The following is a 19,949-nucleotide window of genomic DNA, read 5'->3' as shown; positions in this document are numbered from 1 at the left end:
CGCACCGACCGGGGCCGATGCTCTTGGGTTGTGACCTCCCCAGAACAGGCCTCCCCGGGGGTCTCCCGTGCCCGGGGGCTGCTGCCCGACCTCACCCCCTGGCGCTCCTCCCGGGACTTCCGGCTGCTGTGGAGCTCCGGGTGCATCACCTCGTTCGGCAGCTTCCTGACGTACGTCGCCGTGCCGCTGCAGATCAAGGAGCTCACCGGCTCCTCGTTCGCGGTCGGGCTGGTCGGCGCCTTCGAACTGGTGCCGCTGATCGTCTTCGGGCTGTGGGGCGGCGCGCTCGCCGACGCGATGGACCGGCGCAAGCTGGTGCTCTCCGCCGAGGCCGGACTGGCCCTGCTGACCGGACTGCTCCTGCTGAACGCCCTGCTGCCGCACCCGCTGCTGTGGCCGATCTACCTGGTCGCCGCCCTGGTCGCGGCGGTCGACGGCCTCCAGCGGCCGGCCCTGGACTCGCTCACCCCGCGGATCGTCGCGCACGACCAGCTGACCGCCGCGTTCGCGCTCAACTCGCTGTACCGCAACGTCGGTTCGGTGGCCGGCCCGGCCCTGGCCGGCATCATCGTGGCCACCGCCGGCGTGCAGACGGCGTTCGCCCTGGACGTGGCCACCTTCGGCGCCTCGCTGCTGCTGCTCGCGCGGATGCGGGCGGTGCCGCCGCCCACCGGCGCCGAGAAACCCTCGGTACGGGCCGTCGCCACCGGGGTGAAGTACGCCTGGAGCCGCAAGGACCTGCTGGGCACCTACGTGATCGACACCTGCGCGATGCTGTTCGCCTTCCCGGTGGCGATCTACCCGTTCTTCGCCTCGGAGCTGCACGCCGACTGGGCGCTCGGGCTGATGTACGGCGCGACCGCGGTCGGCGCCCTGGCGGTCTCCGCGACCAGCGGCTGGACCTCGCGGATCCACCGGCACGGCCGGATGCTGGTGCTCGCCGCCCTCGGCTGGGGCGCGGCGATGGCGCTGGCCGGGGTCGCCCCGAACATCTGGCTGGTGCTGCTCTGCCTGGCCCTGGCCGGCGGCGCCGACCAGATCTCCGGCACCGCCCGCTCGACCATGTGGAACCAGTCCATCCCGGACGCGGTGCGCGGCCGGATGGCCGGCGTCGAACTGCTCAGCTACTCCGTCGGCCCGCAGCTCGGCCAGGTCCGGGCCGGCGGCATGGCGGGCCTGGTCGGGGTGCGCGGCTCGATCTGGCTGGGCGGCCTGGCCTGTGTGGCCGGTGTGGTCGCGCTGACCGCGGCGCTGCCCCGGCTGCTCGCGTACGACGACCGCACCGACGCCCACGCGGCCGCGGTGCGGGCCGAGCACGAGGCCCGTCAGGCCGTCCCGGCGGCCTGATCCCGGGGGCCGGCCCGGCCCGCCGGCGGGCGCGGCCGGGTGGGGTCAGCTCGGCCCGTCCGCGGGTGCGTCGTCCTGCCAGCGCGGGTCGTCCTTCCACTCGCGGTTGCGCTCGGCCGCGGTCTCCAGCGCGCGCCCGGCCTCCTCGCGGCCGGCGTACGGGCCGAGCCGGTCCTTGGCCGGGCACTCCGGGCCCTCCTCCACCTTCTGGTGCTTGATGCAGTAGAACCACTCCCCCGGCTTGCCGGAGCCCTTGCGGCCGAATCCCAACGCCATCGTGCGCCTCCCGTTTCCCTCGTCCCGGCCGGACGGCCGTCGTCGGATCGTCCCGACTGATCATTCCCGGCGCCCCGGCCCGCACACGCGGCCGGGGTACCGGCCGGGTACGGCCGATAGACTCGCCGTCATGGCTCTGGTACCCGGCATCGTGTCCCCCACCCGCAAGGTCCCCGCGCACATCGCGCGCCCGGAGTACGTCGGCCGGCCCGCGCCGACCCCGTACACCGGCCCGGAGGTGCAGACCGCGGAGACGGTCGAGAAGATGCGGATCGCCGGGCGGATCGCCGCCCGGGCGATGGAGGAGGCCGCCAAGCTGATCGAGCCCGGCGTCACCACGGACGCGCTGGACGTCGTCGCGCACGAGTACATGTGCGACCACGGCGCCTACCCCTCGGACCTCGGCTACCGGGGCTTCCCCAAGTCGATCTGCACCTCCGTCAACGAGGTGATCTGCCACGGCATCCCGGACTCGACCGTCCTCCAGGACGGCGACATCGTCAACATCGACGCCACCGCCTTCATCCACGGGGTGCACGGCGACCTGAACGCGACCTACCTGTGCGGCGCCGTCGACGAGGAGTCGAAGCTCCTGGTCGAGCGCACCCGCGAGGCGCTGAACCGGGCGATCAAGGCCGTCAAGCCGGGCCGGCAGGTCAACATCATCGGGCGGGTCATCGAGTCCTACGCCAAGCGCTTCGACTACGGCGTGGTCCGCGACTTCACCGGCCACGGGATCAACACCTCGTTCCACTCCGGCCTGATCATCCCGCACTACGACAGCGAGCGGGCGACCGAGGTGATCCGGCCCGGCATGACCTTCACCATCGAGCCGATGCTGACCCTGGGCACCTACGACTACGAGGTCTGGGCCGACGGCTGGACGGTGGTCACCAAGGACCGCAGGCGCACCGCCCAGTTCGAGCACACCCTGCTCGTCACGGCCGACGGCGCGGAGATCCTCACCCTCCCGTAGCCCACGGCCTGCCGTGGCCCCCGGCGCACGACGAAGGGCCGCCCCCCGCGGGGGCGGCCCTTCGTCGGTCCCGTGCGCGGCCCTCAGCCGATCAGCCACTGCTCCTCGGCGACCGCGCCGACCTCGGTGCAGGCGTCGGTGAGCACGTCCAGGACCCGCAACGGGTCCGGCAGCGGCTGCTCGGGGCCGCGCACCCAGCGCACCTGGGTGCCGTCCAGCAGCGCGGCGGGCGGCAGCAGGGTGTACGAGCCGCGGCAGTGCCAGCGCAGGCCCGGGTGCTCGGACATGGTGTCGGGGGTGGAGTCCAGCGCGCTGGTCCACCACTCGTCCTCGTCGGCGGGGGTGCCGCGGGTGGCGGTGAAGAAGAGGTAGCGGTCCTCGCCGACCACGGCGACCGGGCCGCCGATGCCGAGCTCGTCCAGCCGCTCCAGCGCCAGGGTGCCGGCCTCGGCCGGTACGTCGAGGACGTCGTGGGTGCGGCCGGTGGCGGTGATGAAGTTCGCCTGCGGGTCCCGGGAGAGCCAACGGGCCAACTGCTCCGGGTCGGTGGTCGCCTGGGACTGCCAGGCGAAGGACAGCGGGTGCTGCGCGGGCGCGGGACAGCCGACGCGGTCGCAGGAGCACCGGTGCCCGGCGGGGTGCGCCGCGGGTGCCAGCGGGAAGCCCGCCCGCACCGCCCCCAGCAGCAGATCCAACCGGGTCGCCGCGTCCCCACCCGTGACCTGGCGATCCTGCTGCCGGTCACGCCGCCACCAGGTCGTCCACCTGTTGCTGGCTTCCATCGGGCCCCTTCCGCACTGCCGTGACCTGCTGTGCCTGGTGTGACACAACGACCGACGCAACATCCCACGCAACACCGGATCGCGCCCCAGGCTTCCCGGGCGCCCACCGCGCGGTGCGTCCGCCATCGGCCGGGTGCCGGGATCGCCGGGCGGCCGACGCCGGGGTCACGGTACGGAGGAACGAGAGTTGCGGCTCGGCGGGCAGGCGCACAGGCACCCGGCCCGGCCCGTACGGGGCCCGCGGACCCGGGTGAACCCCGGAGGCGTACAGAGCAGGATAAGGGTGCCGCGACCGTCCGGATGACCGGGGGACGTGCTGCGCCGGTCACATCTGCTGCACACGGCCCGCTCCTTACCGGCACGGGAGCCGCCCGACCCGCACGTACTCTGGACGGCGTGAAGAGCAAGGACACCGCATTCCTCGGCGGGCCGCTGGACGGCAGGGTGCTGCCGATCCTGCTGAACCCGTTCCACAACGTCGGCAGGGTCTACCGGGTGCCGGTGCCCGCGCACGGCGACGTGCCCGCGACCGTACTGGTCTACCGCCGGGCCAAGGAGTTCGACCCCAAGGGGCGCTGGCGCTGGCGCTACGAGTACGTCCCGGAGGGCGACGCCGGGACGGCGGGCGGCTGGGCAGACCGGCTGCCGTGGTCCGGCAGGCCGGCCGGCACCCGGCCGTAGGCCCGACCGCGGGCGCCCGGCCGCGGGTCCCGCCGGGGGGCCTCGCCGGGGGCCGGGGCCCGGTCGTGGGCCCGGCTCACCCCTCCTCGGCGAGGATCAGGTAGAGCTTCTTCTTGGCCTCGGCGAGCACCGCCAGGCCCTGGGCCCGCTGGGCGTCACTGCCGGTCGTCATGACCTGCCGCACGGCGTGGTTGACGGCGGCCATCGCCTCGCCGACCTCCTGCACCGCCTCCCAGTCGATCCCCCGGCTCGCCTCGGCCCAGGGCGACTCGTCGCCGGCCTCCGCCTCGGCCCGGCCGGTCTCGGTCAGGTCGAACAGCCGCTTCCCGGAGACCTCCCGGGCCTGGATCATGCCCTGCTCCTCCAGCAGCTGGAGGGTCGGGTAGACCGAACCCGGGCTGGGGCGCCAGGCGCCGCCGGTCCGCTCACCGATCTCGGTGATCATCTCGTAGCCGTGCATCGGCCGCTCCGTGAGCAGGGCGAGCAGCGAGGCGCGCACGTCCCCGCGCCGCGCCCGGCCGCCGCGCCGGCCGCCACCGCGGCCGTGGCCGCCCCGGCCGTGCCCGCCGAAGCCGGGCCCCGGACCGAACGGGCCGGGCCCGAACGGCCCCGGCCCACCCGGGCCGCCGAACGGCCCGAAGGCCGGACGGCCCTCGAAGCCCCCGCCGAACGACTCCTCGAACTCCGGCCGCCGTCCCCGGCGGCCCATTCCGCGTGTCCGCATTCCTGGGCGCATGAGCGCACCACCTTCCAACTCCGGATACCTCCGAGCGAGGCATCTCGATAACTCAACGATATATCGCTGAGTGTCGGAAGGCAACGGTGTTCGCCCTGCCGCCCGGCGGCGCGCCCCGGACGGCCCGTCCCGCGTCCGCCGCCGCGCGCGCCGCACGCACTACGGTGGCCGCATGGCAGGCGAACGCGATCTCCAGAAGCTGCTCAGCGGGATGCGCCCGGTCCTCAACCCGGGCCGCTACGTGTACTGCACCCTCCCCGGCAAGGTCCCCGCCGGGCTGCGGCCGGTGGTCACGGTCAGCGAGGCCGAGGGCCCCACCGTCGTGGTGGCCCAGGAGGAGGCCGACGCGCTGGGCCTGCCGTACGACTACCTGGCCGCCTGGATCACCCTGCAGATCCACTCCGCACTGAACGCCGTCGGCCTGACCGCGGCCGTGGCCGGCCACCTCGCCGACCGTGGCATCAGCTGCAACGTGGTGGCCGGCTTCCACCACGACCACCTCTTCGTCGGCGCCGACGAGGCGGACCGGGCCGTGGCCGCCCTCCAGGAGCTGGCGGCCCGTCAGCCCTGAGGCGCGGCGGCACTCCGGCGCACCCGAGGGGGCGTCACCCGGACGGCTCCGTCCGATTGCACGCCGGGCCGGGCCGGGCCGAAGGTCGGGTGACAGTCCGGCACGGCGAGGAGGAGCCATGAGCACAGCGACCGGTCCGACCGTTCCGCCACCGGCGAGCAGGCCTCCGGAGAGCGGGAACACCGCCTGGGTGACCGGCCTGGTGCTGTTCGCCGCGGTGGTGATGATGGTCAACGGCGTCCTGGAGATCTTCCAGGGGATCATGGCCATCGCCGACGACGACGTGTTCGTCTCCACCCCCCGGTACGTGTTCCGGCTGGACCTGACCAGCTGGGGCTGGATCCACCTGGTCCTCGGCGTCCTGGTGCTGCTGACCGGCCTCGGACTGCTGCGCGCCTCCGCCTGGGCCCGCTACGCGGGCATCTTCTTCGCGTCGCTGAGCATGCTCGGCAGCTTCCTCTCGCTGCCGTACTACCCGCTGTGGTCGCTGGTGGTGCTGACCCTCGACGTGTTCGTGATCTGGGCGCTGTGCGTCTACCGGGCGGATCCGCTCACCTGAGCGCGGCCGTGGCGGCCGCCGGGACCGGCCGCCTGTGAACCGGCCGCCCGTCACCCCTCCCGCCGGCCCTCCCGCCGACCCGCCGGCCGGGGACCGGCCGCCCGCGGTCTCCGCGCGGCGGCTGCTGGCGCTGGTGCTCCCGGCGGCCGTGGTCGGAGCCGGGTCGAGCCTGGTGCTGATCGGGCTGAGCCGGCTGGCCGCCCGCCTGGAGCACCTGTGGTGGAGCTACCTGCCGCAGCAACTCGGCTTCGGCCCCTGGGACCGCTGGTGGATCGTCACCGTGCTGACCGGCACCGGCCTGCTGGTCGGCCTGGCGGTGTGGAAGCTGCCCGGCCACGGCGGGCCCGACCCGGCGACGCTCGGCCTGGTCGACCCGCCGCAGCCGGTGGCGGTCCTGCCCGGCCTGGCCGTGGTGACGATGCTGGCGCTGGCGGGCGGGGTGAGCCTGGGGCCGGAGAACCCGATCGTCATGATCAACGTGGCGCTGACCTACTGGGCCGGGCGCCGGCTGCTGCCCGGCAGCCCGGTCGCGCTGTGGGTCGCGCTGGCGGCCGCCGGCACCATCGGCGCGCTGTTCGGCACCGCGATCGGGGCCGCGCTGATCCTCTCCGAGCTGCCCGCCGGGCGGAACCTCCCCGCCGCCCTGTGGGACCGGCTGTTCGCCCCGCTGGTCTCCGCGTCGGCCGGGTCGCTCACCACGCTGCTGCTGGTCGGCAACGAGTTCGCCGTCGACCTGCCCGTCTATCCGGCCGCCCGGACCGTCGACCTCGGCTGGGCGATGCTGGCCTCCTCCGCCGGGGCCGCGCTCGGCATGGCGGCGGTGTACGCCTTCGCCCCGCTGCACCGGCTGTTCGGACGGCTGCGGAACCCGGTGGTGACGATCACCACCGGCGGCGTGCTGCTGGGCCTGCTGGGCGCCCTCGGCGGGCACCTCACCCTCTTCAAGGGACTGGACCAGCTCAAGGAGCTCAGCACCGAATTCGACCGGTACAGCGTCTGGGCCCTGCTGGGCCTCGCGGTGGTCAAGGTCGCGGCCCTGCTGGTGGCCGGCACCAGCGGGTTCCGCGGCGGGCGGATCTTCCCGTCGGTGTTCGTCGGCGCGGCACTCGGGTACGCGGGGCACGCCGCCGTCCCGTCCGTCCCGGTCGCCCTCGCCGTCTCCTGCGCGATCCTCGGCGTGCTGTTCGCCGTCACCCGGCAGGGCTGGCTCAGCCTGTTCACGGCGGCGGTGGTGGTGCCCGACAGCCACCTGCTGCCGTTCCTGTGCGTCGCGGCGCTGCCGGCCTGGCTGATCGTCACCGGCCGGCCGCTGATGCTGGTCCGGGCCGGGGCCCCGGCCTGAAGCGGGGCCCCGGCCAGAGGGCCGGGCCGGCGGGACGGGCGAGGCCGGCGGGAGGGGCGAGGCCGGCAGGAGGGGCGAGCGGCCGCTACCTGCCGAGCGCCGCGACACCCGCCTGGGCGAACTGCTCGTCCAGGTCCCCGCTGGGCGCGCCCGCCACGCCGACGGCGGCGATCGGCGCGCCCTTGGCCTGCACCGGGGCACCGCCACCGAGGAAGAGCGTGCCCGGGATGTCCTTCAGGTTGGGCGCCGTGGCCAGGCGCTTGACCAGCTCGGAGGTCGGCGCGTTCCAGGACACCGCCGTGAACGCCTTGCGCTCGGCCGACTCCGGCGACTGCGGCCCGGCGCCGTCGCCCTTCAGCAGCACCCGGGTCACGCCGTCGCGGTCCACCACGGCCACCGAGACGTGCTGGCCGTTCTTCTGGGCGGCGTCCAGCGCGGCCTGCGCGGCCCGGGTGGCCGCCTCGACGGTCAGACCGGTGGTCTCGGTGAGGTTCCGGTTCGAGGCGTCCGCCCGGACCACGGCCGGCGCCTGGCCGGTCTCGGCGCTCGCCGACACCGCGCCCAGGGTGCCGGCGGCCAGCGCGGCCACCGCGACGGCACCGGTCAGGACACGCGACCGGGGGCTCATCTTCTTCATGCTTCGGCTCCTGCTCGAATCGGCGGCGGCAACCGCACCGGCTCCCGCTCTGCACCGATCCTCCGACCGCCGACCACTCCCGCGGATCGGCGGACCGGCCCGGGACGGCAGGCATCATGGAGGACACCGGGGTCAGCCGATCGGCTGATGCGCGGGGCCGCCCGACGGGCCACCATGCGAGAGGAAGAGCTGGTCAGGGACGTACCGGCGGACCGGCACAGCAGGTGAGGAGAGCACGTGGACGACACCGGAGCCCCGGCCGGCGACCCCGACGCGGGGTGGCTGGCCACGGTGATGCGGGTCGCCTTCCTGCTGCTGCTGACCGCCTCCCTCACCCGATTCCTGGCCCACCACTGGCACACCCCCCGCACCCCCTGGGTGATCACGCTCGGCCTCGCGCTGGCCGCCGCGCACCTGCTGCTGCCCACCCGCCGCCCCGGCCCCCGTCCCGGCCGCCGCCCCCGCCCCGCCGAACTGGCCGGCCTGCTCGCGGTGCTCGCCAGCTGGGCCGTGCTCGTCCTGCTGGCACCCAGCTTCGCCTGGTGCGCCGTCCCGCTGATCTACACCGTGCTGCGCGCCCTGCCCACTGCGGCCGCGATCCCGGTGGTCGGGGCGATGACCGCGCTGGTGGTGGCCTCCGAACTCCGGCTCGCCGACGGCTTCGACCCCACCCTGCCGCTGCTGCCGCCCACCGTCGCCGGCCTGGCCACGGCCGTCTTCCTGACCATGGAACGCCAGGCCGGCCGCCAACGCGCCCTGATCGACGACCTCATCGGCACCCGCCGCGAACTGGCCGCCACCGGCCGCCGCGAGGGCGCCCTCGCCGAACGCGAACGGCTCGCCATGGAGATCCACGACACCCTCGCCCAGGGCCTGTCCAGCCAGCAGATGCTGCTCCAGGCCGCCGACCGCACCTGGGAACGGGACCGGGACACCGCGCGCGGCCACGTCCGCACCGCCACCGCCATCACCGCCCGCAACCTGGCCGAGGCCCGCCGCTTCGTCCACGACCTCGCCCCCGCCGAGCTCGCCGACGGCGGCACCCTGGACGCCGCCCTGCACGCCCTCGCCGAGCGGGAGAGCACCGAGAGCGGCCGCCCGGTGCGCTGCCACATCGACGGCGTCCCGGCCCCGGTGCCCGCCGCCGCGCAGGCCGCACTGCTGCGGATCGCACAGGGCGCGCTGGCCAACGTCCGCGAGCACGCCGGTGCCCGGACGGCCGCGCTCACCCTCTCCTACCTCGGCGACCAGGCCGTCCTGGACGTCGCCGACGACGGCTGCGGGTTCGTCCCCGGGAGCCCGCCCGGACCGGACGGCGGGCGCGGCCACGGGCTGCCCGCGATGCGGGCCAGGCTGCGCCAGCTCGGCGGCACGCTGACCGTGGAGAGCGCTCCCGGCGAGGGCACCGTGGTCTCCGCCTCGATCCCGCTGTCCACCCCCGGGGAGCACCGGTGAGCGCGACCGTCCGGCTGCTGGTGTGCGACGACCACGCGGTGGTCCGGGCCGGGCTGCTGGCGCTGCTGGCCAGCGCCCCCGGCATCGAGGTGGCCGGCGAGGCCGGCAGCGGCGAGGAGGCGATCACACTGGCCGCCCGGCTGCGGCCCGACGTGGTGCTGATGGACCTCCAGCTCGGGGACGGCATCGACGGCATCGAGGCCACCCGCCGGATCACCGCGGCCTCCACCGCCACCCGGGTCCTGGTGCTCACCACCTACGACACCGACGCGGACATCACCCGCGCGATCGCCGCCGGCGCCACCGGCTACCTGCTCAAGGCGGAGCGGGCCGAGGAACTGTTCGCGGCCATCCACGCCGCCGCCCAGGGCCGTACCGCGCTCTCCCCACCGGTGGCCACCCGGGTGATGGCCCAGATGCGCGCCCCCGCACCCCAGCTCACCGACCGCGAGCACGACATCCTGGCCCAGCTCGCCCGGGGCCACGGCAACCGCGAGATCGCCCGCGCGCTGTTCATCAGCGAGGCCACCGTCAAGACCCACCTGGGACGGATCTACGCGAAACTCGGCGTCGACACCCGCGCGGGCGCCGTCGCCACCGCCACGGAACGACGCCTGCTGCACTGACCCCCGGCGGCCCGTCTGCCGGTGCCGGCGGCTACCGGAGGGCGGCGCGGCGACGGCCCCTGGCCCGTAGCCGCAGCGCACCGCCCACCAGGGCCCGGACCGGCGCGGGCGGGCGGCGCACCCCGAAGGCCGTCCGCAGCGGCTCGTCCAGCAGCGAGGCGGCCACCGCCGGGGCCAACCGGGCCAGCGGGCCCGGAAGCCGGGACGCCAGCAGGCCTCCGGTCGCCTGCCACAGTGCCCGGCCGGCCTCGCTGGGGGCGAAGCTGCGGCGTTCGAACTCCGCCATCCAGGCTTCCAGGGCGGGCAGTCCGGGGGTGCCGGCGGCATCCGCGGCGGCCGTCGGCCCGGGAGTGCCCGGCAGCCCCAGCGCGTCCGCGAGCTGCCGGTGGAAGGCGTACGCGGCCTCCCGTTCCGCCGCGGTGACCGGCCGCGGACCGTGCGCGTCGACGAACCGCAGCGGGCAGACGGTGAAGCAGGCCAGCACGTAGTGCATCAACTCGGGGGTGATGCCCGGCCGGTCGTGGACGCGGCGCAGTTCGGCGACGACCCGCCGCCCCTGCGGGCTGTCCGGGCCGTGGCCGATCAAGGCGAAGATGGCAGCCCCGGTGGCCTTCCCCCGGGCCTTCGGCGCACCGGTCATCCGGCCGGTGCCGTGCAGCACGGCCGCGATCCCGGGCACCGCGAACGTCCGGACGAACCCCAGGGTGAGGCCCACCCGCGACTCCTCCGGCATCGTCTCCAGGACGAGCCGGGCGTAGGCGTCGCGCGCGCCGGCGGGCGCGGTCACCGGGTCGCCCGCGGCGCGCGGGGTCACCGGGTGGCCCCCGCCGCCGCGGCCAGCGCCTCACCGGTGAGCGGCCCGTGCAGGCAGCGGGCCACCCGCACCAGGTGCGCCCGTTCCTCGGCCGGCGCCGCGTCCAGGCCGGGCAGGACCGCCTGGTCCTCGCGCGCCCGCGGCGCGGCCCCGGCGGCGAGGGCCGCCACCGCGGACCGCAGCGCCACCGCCACCGTCAGCGCCGCGCGTTCCGCCACGTCCAGGCCGGCCCGCTCGGCGACACCGGCGGCGGCGTCCAGGACGGCCGGGTCGACCCACGGACGCAGGGTCAACTGCCCGTCCCGGATCTCCAGTCCGCGGCGGGCGGTGCGCCACTCCAGGTCGCGGACGGCGAGGCGCTCGGTGCGGCGCGAACCGGGTGCCTCCAGCGCGAGGCGGCGGTCCGCCCGGTAGACCAGGTCCCAGAGCGGGCGCAGCGCCCGGTAGTCGCGGCGGCGGCGCAGGAAGGCCGCACCGGCCGGACCGGCGAACCCGGCCGTGATGAGCACCGCGCCGGCGGCGGCGAACACCGGGCCGAGGCCGGTGCTCAGCCAGTCCAGTCCGGCCGTGCCGGCGGCGGTCGCCCCGATCGCCACGATCTTGCACAGCACGTACCCGCAGGCGGTGCGGCCGCCGAAGGCGATCAGCCGGATGCCGCGGCGCAGCCAGCCCTCCGGCAGCCTCGCCGCGTGCCCCAGGCAGACCCGGGCGATGTCGAGCAGCGCGAACGCGAACAGGCCCTGGTAGAGCGCGAGGAACAGCGCGGTGGCGGGCCGGGTCGCGTAGGTGGTGTCGAAGGTCAGCGGCGTCTCCGGGCGGTACGGGCCGCCCAGCAGGAACAGTCCGGCCATCGTCGGGGCGAGCACCGCGAAGACGGTGAGCCGGTGACGGGCCCGGCGCCAGGTCGCGGCGGGGGCCGCCGCCCACTCGACCGCCCCGGCCGACCCGGCCGGCGGGGTCCAGATCAGGGCGAGCACCACCGCGGCCGCGGAGAACCCCGTGATGGCGAGGTAGACCAGCAGGGTCGCGAGGTTGCCGACGCCGGTGCCCCGGTCGACCAGCCGGTACAGGACCGGCGAGGCGATCAGGAACGCGGTCGAGGGCGAGGCGATCGCCAGGGCCACCACGAGCAGTCCGCGGGACGGCTCCCGCCGCCAGGCCCGGAGCTTGAGGCCCGCCACCACCCAGGCCGCCGCGCCGATGGCCAGGTAGCCGACGTCGAAGGGCAGTTCAGACATGCTGGCCCCGACGGTGCTCAAGGGCCGGCGCCAGCTGGGAGGTGGTGCCGGCGCCGGGGGCGAGCACCAGGACCCGCATCAGCTCCGCCCCCAGCACCTCGGCCTCCTGCTCGGCCGCGTCGTCGTAGTGCGAGCGGCCGAGGACCAGCCGGAGCATGTCCGGGTTGATGGTGGGGAGTTCGACCGCGGCGGCCTCCCCGTCCGGCGGCGGGACCTCCGCGAGGTGGCCGCAGAGCAGGTGGGCCAGCTCGTGGCAGATGATGTGCGCCCGGTGCAGCCCGGAGGTCTCCTGCTCGAAGTGGATCACGTCGGCGTCGGCCCGGCGCTCGACGAAGCCGGACGGCTCCCCCACCCGCATCCGCCGGGGCGTCAGCCGGACCGGGCGCCCGGAGCGCTCGGCCACCGCCGCGCACAGCTCCTCCACCGTGGTCAGCGGGGGCAGGTCCAGCGCTCTCGCCACGGCGCGCATCCGGCGACGGGTCCGTCCTACAGCCTGCACCTGCTGCTCCCCCTCCGGCAGCCGCCAGTGCCCCAGCGGCATCTCCAGGTAGTCGGTCACGCCACGGGGTTGCCGTCGTCGCGGAGGCCGGCCGCCCTGCGCAGCTGTTCCACAATAGTGAGCGCCGCGTCCTGCATCTCGGGCGGCAGCCCGGCGGCCCGCATCGCGATCCGTTCCACCCGGGCGTCGCGCAGCGCCTCGATCTTGCGCAGGTCCCGTTCGACGGCCTGGGCGGTGGCGGAGTCACTGAAGTAGTCCAGCGGGACCCCGAAGAACTTGGCGATCTTGACCGCGTTCTCCAGGCTCGGCTTCTGGGTGCCCTTGCGGAGGTTGCCGATGTAGGTACCGCTCAGACCGGTGCCCTCGGCGATCTCCGAGTCGCGCCAGGGGCGGCCGAGATCCCTGGGGTAGATCACCGCGATGAGTCTCCGGAAGCGCGCCGAGAACTCCGGTGGGTCGGGCGATTCCGAGGGTGAAATTTCCGTGGACATATGGCGGATCATAGAACGGCCTGACGTGCCGCCAGAATCCGACTTCTGTACTGATCTGCACGATCGTTGCGGACAAATCAGGCAACTGGTGCGATTCTCCCGCCGGCGACCGCCCGATCAATCAACGATAGTTGACACCCCATCACGGCCGGTGCAGGATCAACAGCCTGGGCCGGGCTGACTCAGCCGACCCGTGTGCCCGGGCCTCCCCGCTCCCGAGAGCCCCGGGCGCCGCTGCCCCACGGGGGTGGGCAACGGCGCTCGGCACCCCGCACACGACGGACGGCCCGGCCCACCCGACCGCGCGGCGGGGCCGCGGCGGGGGCGCCACCGGTCCGGCGAATCCACGACCGACACCCGCACCGGCAGGACACCCCGGGACGGTGAGCACCGGGTGTCCGATCGGCCGTGGTCTCCACCGGGCGGGCGACACCCACCACGCGAGTGCCCTCGCCAGTGACGAGGACCGGGCCGACGGTGTCGAGCCAGCAGCGGAGGAACGCGAAGCCCCCACCTGCCAGGGCCTCTGGTTACGCTCGACGGCACGGACGTACGCCCGGGCGACATCGTCCGGACGGCCTCGCCCGAGGCAACGACGGTCGAGACGGCACAGGGACGGGCATGAGCAACCCACTTCAGGATCCGGGCTTCCTCCGCGACCCGTACCCCACCTTCGCGGCGCTCCGTAGTGCTTCGCCGGTGCAGAAGGTGCCGGGTGGGGGAGGGCGGTCGAGCTATCTGGTGACCGGCTACGCCGAAGCCAGAGAGGCGTTCACCCACCCGCACCTCTCCAAGGACACGGCGGCCTTCTTCGCCGGCAAGGACACCGGACGCAACCTGCACCCCGCCGTGTCGCAGAGCATGCTGGCCACCGATCCGCCGCAGCACACACGACTGCGGAGCCTGGTGACGAAGGCATTCACGCCTGGCGCCGTCGCGCGGCTCCGCCCGTACATCGCCAGCGTGGCGGACGAGCTGCTCGACCAGTGGGTGCCCGGCGAGCCGACCGACGCCATCGAGAGCCTCGCCGTCCCGCTACCCGTCACCGTCATCTGCCAACTGCTGGGGGTTCCCAACGCCGACCGCGCGGCGGTACGCACCTGGTCCAACGAACTCTTCGCGGCCGGACAGCCGGAACGGATCGACTCGGCCTCGCACGCCGTCGCCGGCTACCTGGCCGACCTCATCGCGGCCAAGCGTCGCACCCCCGACGACAGCCTGCTCGACGACCTGATCCGTGCCCGCGACGGCGAGGACCGGCTCAGCGAGGACGAGCTGGTGTCCCTCGCGGTGCTCCTTCTGGTGGCCGGGCACGAGACCACCACCAACCTGATCGGCAACGGTCTCCTGGCCCTGCTCCGGACGCCGGATTCGTGGCACCGGCTGTGTGAGGAGCCCGACCTGGTCGACGCGGCCGTGGACGAGCTTCTCCGGTTCGACTCCCCCGTGAGCATGGCCACCTTCCGGTTCGCCACCCAGTCCATCAGCCTCGGCGGCACCGAGATTCCCGCGGGCTCCCCAGTACTCATCGCGCCCGGCGCCGCCAACCGCGACCCCGCGCGCTTCCCCGACCCGGACCGACTCGACCTCGACCGGAACACCAAGGGGCATCTCGCCTTCGGGCACGGCATCCACCGGTGCCTCGGGGCGCCCCTCGCCCGCACCGAGGGCGGAATTGCGCTCCGCGCCCTCGTCACACGCTTTCCGCAGCTCCGGCTCGCCGTGCCCGCCGAGGAGTTGGAGTGGCGACACACAAGGCTGATGCGCGGCCCGGTCTCCCTGCCGATCCTCCCGTGACCGGGGCCTGACACATCAACCGGCATCAGCACTGTCGTCGCCGCTGCCGGCAGCACGTCCGAGAGGCTTTCGGCCGCCTTGCGTTGTGCCGCGTCATGCGCCGGTCCGTCCGCCCGGACCGCCGGGAGTCGGAGGGTGTCGAACGCGAGGGCGAGCAGCTCGCACATCGAGAATCCAGGCCGGGCTGCGTAGCACATGGGGACGAGCTGCCGCAGTGGCAGCAGTTGACCGACGCGGACATCGTCGAGCAGATCGAACGAACAAGCCAGTGCCGTACCAGGCGTTGCCTCCTCCCTCGCCGTGCCACGCTGCCCGAGAACGGCCTAGGGCGAACACGAGGAGTGAGCGATCAAGGACAACCCGGGCGGGTACAGAAAGGCCCCCGACCGGCGAATTCGCAGGTCGGGGGGCCTTTTTCGGCTGGGCGACGGACGAGTCGGCCTGTACGCCGACTTTGGGCCAACCTTGGCGACGATCATGCCACGACCCACCTGACCAGGCACTTTGCGCGCGGTGGAGGGCCCGATCCAGCCACTGGGACTTCTCGGGGACATTCGGCCGAGAGGCTTCGCGTGACGGAGGCGTACGTGCGCCGCAGGACGTGGAACCCTCGTCCATGGCTGGGGCCAGACCCCACTCGGATTCGCTCTGTCCACAGGCCTCGGAAGCCGCAGGATCACCACGGCGGCCGCAGCGAGCTCCAACTGGTACACGGCCTTTCGTCAGTTGCCTGAGGCAAATACCTCGACTTCACACTTCGCCGCGCCGCTGCGCTTGATCCTCGCATCGCCGGTGATCAGCGGCACACCGAGCGCTTCGGCGAGGGCTACGTACTGGGCGTCATAGGCGCTGAGGTTGGCATGTAGCGTCTTCACACGGTCCCAGAAGGGGAGCGTCTCCCGTTTGGTGATCGGGAGGAGCTGGTAAGCGCTGAAAGCCTTTTCGGTCTCCCTCTCCGTGAGCTTGCCGCCGCGCCGCATCCCGAGAAGTGCCGACTGGATCTCGTAGTCCAGCAGCGTGGGAGCGTAGACATCACCTGCTTCAGCGACACGTGTGCGGACGAGGTCTCCGCCAGGGTTGTGCGCGGACAGAACGGTGACGAGGGCCGAGCTGTCGATGACGATCAACGCCCGGTCCTGCCCTCGTCGATCGCCGCGAGAATGTCCGCCGTGCTGACGTCCGCAGTGGCCTCGCGACTCAAGCGCTCCATCATCTCCGCCATGGTGGGCTTCGCGGTCTCCCTCCCGATGAGGTCGAGAAGGTACGCCTGGAGGGACTTGCCGGCCTGGGCAGCCCGGATCTTGAGCGTCTGGATCTGGTCGTCCGGGACATCCCTGATGGTGAGTGCAGTCATGCTGCCAGTCTATCGGCAATGCCTGCAAAGTGCAGACTCCCGATCGGGCGCGGCACGCGTCGCCGCCGAGGCAAGCTCAACGACGAAAACCGGTTGCACGCCACCGGGACGGGCGCCATGATCACGCCCATGATGATCCGAAAGGCTGGCCTCGCGAACTCCCGGTGATCGCGATGGCATACGACATTCCTCAGCAACTCGCCCAGTTCGACCGGCTTCCCCGGCCCGCCCGCCAGGCCGCTCTCGCGCGCCACGCCAGGGCCCTTGCCCCCGACGCGTACGAGGCGCTTCACGCGGCCCTCGACTCGGGCGATACTCAGGCCCGGCACACCGCGCTCTTCCTCGCCGTGGTCCGGCGCGACCTGGTGAGAGTCCGCTCGGCCCTCGATGATCCGTTGCTCCGCGCCCGCGCCCTGGCGGCCGCAGGCCGGCTGCCCGTCCCGGACGAGGTTCTGGCCGATGTCGCCCGCACGGCACCGCGCGCCCACCGGCACGCCCTCTACCGGCTGCTCCGCCGGAGCAGGCGCCACACCCTCGCCGACCGCTTGCTCCCCGAGGTGGACCGGCTTCACGGCGGCCAGGAGGCGGCCCGGCTCCTGCCCGCCTGCACCCCCGCCCTGGTCGACACGTGGCTTCCCCGCCTGCCCGTCCCCGAGGGAGTCCTGCGCTCGCTCGCCCGGACCGCCCCCCGTCCGCTGACGGAGTGCCTGCTGCGCCAGGCCGGGCAACCCGCCGACGCCCAGCTCCCCGTCCGGCAGCGCGATCAGCTGATCGCCGGGGCGACCCGTCGCGACCGCGACGCCGGGCTGACCGTCCTCCACAACCGACCCGACCTACTCCCTGCCGAGGCCGTCGTCGACCTGCTCGCCGAACCGGCAGCGGTGGTCGCCGCCCTTCGGGAGAACGCGGTCGACCTGCCCGTTCCGGTCGGAGAGCTGCCGGAGCGGATCCGCCGGGCCCTGCGCGCCCTGCCCGCCGAGGACCTGGCCCTCCTCGCCAGGACCTGCCGCCCGAAGGCGTCGCTGGGTCCGTTCGGACAGCCGCGGCCCGAACCCGTGCTCCAGCTGCTCGAACCGTCCGAACGGCACCGCGTGGCCCGCGAACTGCTCGCCGCCCATCCACACGACCGCCCGTACGGTCCGCTGCTGCTCGCCCTCGATCCGCAGGAACGAGCCGTCGTCGTGCGCGACTACCTGGCCGGCCGGAGAAGCCGGGAACAGCGCCTGGCCGCCACAGTCAGGTACCTTCCCCTCGCCGAGGCCGAGGAACGGCTCGCCAGGCTGGCCGGGGACCACAGCCGACACATGCGCTGCTACGGCTGGTCGGCACTGCTCCAGTGCGCCGCGCTCAACGGCGATCCCGCCGAGTACGCCCGCGTGCTACGGCGCAGCGAACGGGCCTGGCACGACCACCCCGAGGTCCGGGAGCTGGCGCTGATCCGAGCGGCCGAGACGCCGGAGGAGTTCCTCGCCGCCGTCCCGGAGGACGCCCTGCGCGACGCAGCCCTGACGGTCCTTCAGGCACGCGACTCGACTGCACGTTGCCTCGACGCCACCGCGCGCTGGCTCGCCCGGACGATCCGTCAGGCAGCCGAGGCCCGCGATCTCGACCGGGTCGCCGAACTGCTGGCCGTCCTCGCCCAGGTGCGGGAACATCCGCGCTGCACCGAGCCAATCGGCCCGCTGGTCAGGCACCTGCCCTTCGCGTGGAAGGTCTGGGCACGCCTGCGGACGGACCCCCGGCTGCGCAGGCCGGAGCGGCTGTTGGGTGCGGCGGAGGTGCTTCCCCGCCTGCAGGTGGTCGATCGCTGGTCACGGCAGATCCTCAACGGCGAGGACGGCCTGGCAGTTCGCGCCCGTGCGGTCCGTCTGCTGCTGCGGAAGTGGTGGACCCGTGAGCGGCGCTGCGAGGAGGTGATCCTGGCCCACCCGGCCTTCGCCGAGATGGACGAGGTGTGGAGCGTGCTGGTCCGGCGACGGACCGACCTGATCGGTCCCGCCCTGACGGCTCACCTCCAGAGAGCGGTGCCCTGGGTGCCAGCCCTTCCCGAAGACGCCTCCCGCACGGACCGGGCCCTGCACACCGCGCTAGTGGCACCCCTGGCCCACGATGAGGAACGGACGATCACGCTGCGCACGGCCGCTGCCGCAGTGCTCACCGGCCCCTCCGACCTGCTGGAGGTGATCGACCGGGCGCCGCAGCCGGTGGCCGCCGCCGCCCTGCTGCGGCTGGCGGAGGTCGGCGATCCTGCGAAGACCCTGCCCGTGCTTCTCGCCCAGCTCGGCGGCGGGGTACGCGGCCGGGCCGCCGCCCGGGGCCTGCGCCGCGTGCTTGCCCACACGCCGGACGGCGAGGCTGCGGCGCTGCTGCGCGAGACGCTGCTCGCGCCGGACACCCCGGTCGGCGTCGGCAAGGAACTCGCCCGGGCCCTCGCCGACCTCCCGCCCGACGCGGCTGCACGGACGGCCGTCGCCGTCTGGGACCACCCGAGTCTGCACCGCGATGTGCGAGCGACCCTGGGTGAGCTGATGGTGTGTCTGCTCGACCGGCCCGGCGTGGCCGGCTGGCTCAGCGCATGGCTCGGTGAACCCGCCGTGCGGGAGGCGGTACTGGCGGCGCGCACGGAACCGCTACCCGGATTGGCCCAGGCGGCGTGGGAGGACTTCCTGGCAGCGGCAGCGATCCATCCCGATCCGGACGTCGCGGAGGACGCCTTCGACGCGGTGATCCGGCGCGGCCGTACCGGCGAGGCAGCGGCCCGCGCGGCGGCGGCGCAGCTGCTGACCTTCGGTCAGGCGGGACGGGTCTGGCGGAAGGCCGCGATGGTGTTCTCCCTCCGCCCGGAGGAGCTGGTCGTGCAGGACCGATGGCCGGAGGTGGTTTCCCGGCTGGTCGAGCTGGCCACTGGGAGCGGCGACCAACGGGAGCCGGCCCAGCTGCGGCTGGCCGGGCTGGTCGGTGGCAGATTCGACTCCCTGGCGCCGGAGCTGCTGGACGGAATGGTCGAGCCGCTCACCCGAGCCGGCCTGGCAGGTCGGGCAGCCCGCGCGGCGCAGCTGGTCGCGGTCCGCGCCTTGGCGGTCGGCGACCCGGCGCTCCACCTCTGGGACCGCTGCCTCGACTTGGCGGAGGGCCATCCGCTCCGCTTGGCCCGGGTGGCCGAGGACTCTGGCCTCGCCTGGGGCGACCGCCCGCCACCCGAGGCCACCCTGGCGGTGCTCCACCACCTTCGGGCTCGCGCCACGACCGCCGCCGCCACGCTCGCCGTGGGACTCGTCCGCGCCATCGGCGGGAAGGAGTCCTGGCCACCACACTGGCGCGAGGAACTGGCCTACTGGCAGCGCCACCCGGACCCGGATGTCACGGAGGCGGCCCTGCTGACTCCCTGAGAGGGCATGCGGTCACTCCGGGACCGGCGCCGGCTGCGGCCGGGCGGCTCCGCAGGAGTCGCGGACGGTGATCGCCGGTCGGAGCAGGACGTGTCGGCGGGAGTGCTCCGGGCGTTCGGGCCGGTCCAGCAGCAACACGGCCGCCGTCCGACCCAGCAGCTGCTTGGGCGGTGCCACGGCGGTTAGCGGAACCTCGGCGATGTCGGCGATCTCATCGTCATAGGCGACCAGCGCCAGATCATCGGGGACGCGCAGCCCGGACCGTCGCGCGGCGGCCTACTGCCAGGTACCGGTCTCATGACAGGCGTCCGTCCAGACAAATGGCGTCGGCCCGGGGCCGCGAGGCGGCCCAGATGCTGGTGCATCGGGCCTGGTCAGC

General features: G+C 74.1%; 20 protein-coding genes and 1 pseudogene. 10 read left to right on the top strand and 11 right to left on the bottom strand.

Going from position 1 to position 19,949, the window contains the following annotated elements:
- The first annotated feature begins 30 nt into the window (after positions 1 to 30).
- Positions 31 to 1,347, top strand: a complete 1,317-nt coding sequence (locus ACIOFR_RS01755) for an MFS transporter (RefSeq protein WP_400991632.1) — start codon at positions 31 to 33, stop codon at positions 1,345 to 1,347.
- Between the two features lie 45 nt (positions 1,348 to 1,392).
- On the opposite strand, the gene ACIOFR_RS01750 is transcribed toward ACIOFR_RS01755, so the two are convergent.
- On the bottom strand, positions 1,393 to 1,623 hold the full coding sequence (locus tag ACIOFR_RS01750) for a hypothetical protein (protein ID WP_400991631.1): 231 nt from the start codon (positions 1,621 to 1,623) through the stop codon (positions 1,393 to 1,395).
- A gap of 130 nt (positions 1,624 to 1,753) precedes the next feature.
- Here ACIOFR_RS01750 and map point away from each other — a divergent pair, with 130 nt between their 5' ends.
- Entirely contained in the window at positions 1,754 to 2,599 is an 846-nt protein-coding gene (gene map, locus ACIOFR_RS01745) for a type I methionyl aminopeptidase (protein WP_400991630.1), read from the top strand.
- 83 nt (positions 2,600 to 2,682) lie between these two features.
- On the opposite strand, the gene ACIOFR_RS01740 is transcribed toward map, so the two are convergent.
- Positions 2,683 to 3,381, bottom strand: coding sequence for a bifunctional DNA primase/polymerase (locus ACIOFR_RS01740; RefSeq protein ID WP_400991629.1), 699 nt, complete (start codon positions 3,379 to 3,381; stop codon positions 2,683 to 2,685).
- Positions 3,382 to 3,777: 396 nt separating this feature from the next.
- Here ACIOFR_RS01740 and ACIOFR_RS01735 point away from each other — a divergent pair, with 396 nt between their 5' ends.
- On the top strand, positions 3,778 to 4,062 hold the full coding sequence (locus ACIOFR_RS01735; protein ID WP_400991628.1) for a hypothetical protein: 285 nt from the start codon (positions 3,778 to 3,780) through the stop codon (positions 4,060 to 4,062).
- A gap of 76 nt (positions 4,063 to 4,138) precedes the next feature.
- Here the strand turns inward: ACIOFR_RS01735 and ACIOFR_RS01730 are convergent, their stop codons facing one another.
- On the bottom strand, positions 4,139 to 4,786 hold the full coding sequence (locus tag ACIOFR_RS01730; protein ID WP_400991627.1) for a PadR family transcriptional regulator: 648 nt from the start codon (positions 4,784 to 4,786) through the stop codon (positions 4,139 to 4,141).
- A 184-nt stretch (positions 4,787 to 4,970) separates the two neighbouring features.
- Between ACIOFR_RS01730 and ACIOFR_RS01725 the strand changes: the two genes are divergently transcribed.
- From ACIOFR_RS01725 to ACIOFR_RS01715, 3 genes are all read left to right on the top strand, one after another.
- A complete protein-coding gene (locus ACIOFR_RS01725; RefSeq protein ID WP_400991626.1) occupies positions 4,971 to 5,369 on the top strand; it encodes an ACT domain-containing protein in 399 nt (132 codons plus the stop codon).
- Between the two features lie 118 nt (positions 5,370 to 5,487).
- A complete protein-coding gene (locus ACIOFR_RS01720; protein WP_400991625.1) occupies positions 5,488 to 5,928 on the top strand; it encodes a hypothetical protein in 441 nt (146 codons plus the stop codon).
- A 34-nt stretch (positions 5,929 to 5,962) separates the two neighbouring features.
- Complete coding sequence (locus ACIOFR_RS01715; protein WP_400991624.1) at positions 5,963 to 7,270, top strand: ion channel protein; 1,308 nt, start codon at positions 5,963 to 5,965, stop codon at positions 7,268 to 7,270.
- A gap of 85 nt (positions 7,271 to 7,355) precedes the next feature.
- On the opposite strand, the gene ACIOFR_RS01710 is transcribed toward ACIOFR_RS01715, so the two are convergent.
- Positions 7,356 to 7,907 carry a heme-binding protein gene (locus ACIOFR_RS01710; protein ID WP_400991623.1) on the bottom strand — a complete coding sequence of 184 codons (552 nt, stop codon included), beginning with the start codon at positions 7,905 to 7,907 and terminating at the stop codon, positions 7,356 to 7,358.
- Between the two features lie 294 nt (positions 7,908 to 8,201).
- On the opposite strand from ACIOFR_RS01710, the gene ACIOFR_RS01705 reads away from it, so the two are divergent.
- Entirely contained in the window at positions 8,202 to 9,362 is a 1,161-nt protein-coding gene (locus ACIOFR_RS01705; protein WP_400992117.1) for a sensor histidine kinase, read from the top strand.
- Positions 9,359 to 9,988, top strand: coding sequence for a response regulator (locus ACIOFR_RS01700; protein ID WP_400991622.1), 630 nt, complete (start codon positions 9,359 to 9,361; stop codon positions 9,986 to 9,988). Before ACIOFR_RS01705 ends, ACIOFR_RS01700 begins: the two co-directional genes overlap by 4 nt.
- A 31-nt stretch (positions 9,989 to 10,019) precedes the next feature.
- On the opposite strand, the gene ACIOFR_RS01695 is transcribed toward ACIOFR_RS01700, so the two are convergent.
- Genes ACIOFR_RS01695 through ACIOFR_RS01680 form a run of 4 tightly spaced genes read right to left on the bottom strand, consistent with a single transcriptional unit; the run spans position 10,020 to position 12,955 of the window.
- Positions 10,020 to 10,802 (bottom strand): oxygenase MpaB family protein, encoded by a 783-nt coding sequence (locus tag ACIOFR_RS01695; RefSeq protein ID WP_400991621.1) that lies wholly within the window; start codon positions 10,800 to 10,802, stop codon positions 10,020 to 10,022.
- Positions 10,799 to 12,040 carry an MAB_1171c family putative transporter gene (locus tag ACIOFR_RS01690; RefSeq protein WP_400991620.1) on the bottom strand — a complete coding sequence of 414 codons (1,242 nt, stop codon included), beginning with the start codon at positions 12,038 to 12,040 and terminating at the stop codon, positions 10,799 to 10,801. Before ACIOFR_RS01690 ends, ACIOFR_RS01695 begins: the two co-directional genes overlap by 4 nt.
- Positions 12,033 to 12,599, bottom strand: a complete 567-nt coding sequence (locus ACIOFR_RS01685; RefSeq protein ID WP_400991619.1) for a hypothetical protein — start codon at positions 12,597 to 12,599, stop codon at positions 12,033 to 12,035. Before ACIOFR_RS01685 ends, ACIOFR_RS01690 begins: the two co-directional genes overlap by 8 nt.
- A complete protein-coding gene (locus tag ACIOFR_RS01680; RefSeq protein WP_400991618.1) occupies positions 12,596 to 12,955 on the bottom strand; it encodes a helix-turn-helix domain-containing protein in 360 nt (119 codons plus the stop codon). Before ACIOFR_RS01680 ends, ACIOFR_RS01685 begins: the two co-directional genes overlap by 4 nt.
- A gap of 696 nt (positions 12,956 to 13,651) precedes the next feature.
- On the opposite strand from ACIOFR_RS01680, the gene ACIOFR_RS01675 reads away from it, so the two are divergent.
- A complete protein-coding gene (locus tag ACIOFR_RS01675; RefSeq protein ID WP_400991617.1) occupies positions 13,652 to 14,827 on the top strand; it encodes a cytochrome P450 in 1,176 nt (391 codons plus the stop codon).
- A 722-nt stretch (positions 14,828 to 15,549) separates the two neighbouring features.
- Here the strand turns inward: ACIOFR_RS01675 and ACIOFR_RS01670 are convergent.
- Together ACIOFR_RS01670 and ACIOFR_RS01665 are read right to left on the bottom strand one after the other, a co-directional pair.
- Positions 15,550 to 15,954 carry a type II toxin-antitoxin system VapC family toxin gene (locus ACIOFR_RS01670; RefSeq protein WP_400991616.1) on the bottom strand — a complete coding sequence of 135 codons (405 nt, stop codon included), beginning with the start codon at positions 15,952 to 15,954 and terminating at the stop codon, positions 15,550 to 15,552.
- Positions 15,951 to 16,181: a FitA-like ribbon-helix-helix domain-containing protein gene (locus ACIOFR_RS01665; protein WP_396313047.1), complete on the bottom strand. Its 231-nt coding sequence runs from the start codon at positions 16,179 to 16,181 to the stop codon at positions 15,951 to 15,953. The genes ACIOFR_RS01670 and ACIOFR_RS01665 overlap by 4 nt, the downstream gene beginning before the upstream one ends.
- Before the next feature lie 173 nt (positions 16,182 to 16,354).
- Between ACIOFR_RS01665 and ACIOFR_RS01660 the strand changes: the two genes are divergently transcribed.
- A complete protein-coding gene (locus ACIOFR_RS01660; protein WP_400991615.1) occupies positions 16,355 to 19,570 on the top strand; it encodes a hypothetical protein in 3,216 nt (1,071 codons plus the stop codon).
- Positions 19,571 to 19,582: 12 nt separating this feature from the next.
- On the opposite strand, the pseudogene ACIOFR_RS01655 reads toward ACIOFR_RS01660, so the two are convergent.
- Positions 19,583 to 19,831: pseudogene (locus ACIOFR_RS01655) on the bottom strand (substrate-binding domain-containing protein); the annotation flags it as partial.
- Positions 19,832 to 19,949: the final 118 nt, after the last annotated feature.

This window comes from Kitasatospora sp. NPDC088346 (assembly GCF_044740765.1).
In the GTDB taxonomy this organism is placed as follows: Bacteria; Actinomycetota; Actinomycetes; order Streptomycetales; family Streptomycetaceae; genus Kitasatospora.
The sequence above is the reverse complement of the archived record's forward strand: the minus strand, read 5'-3'. Positions and strand labels throughout refer to the sequence as shown.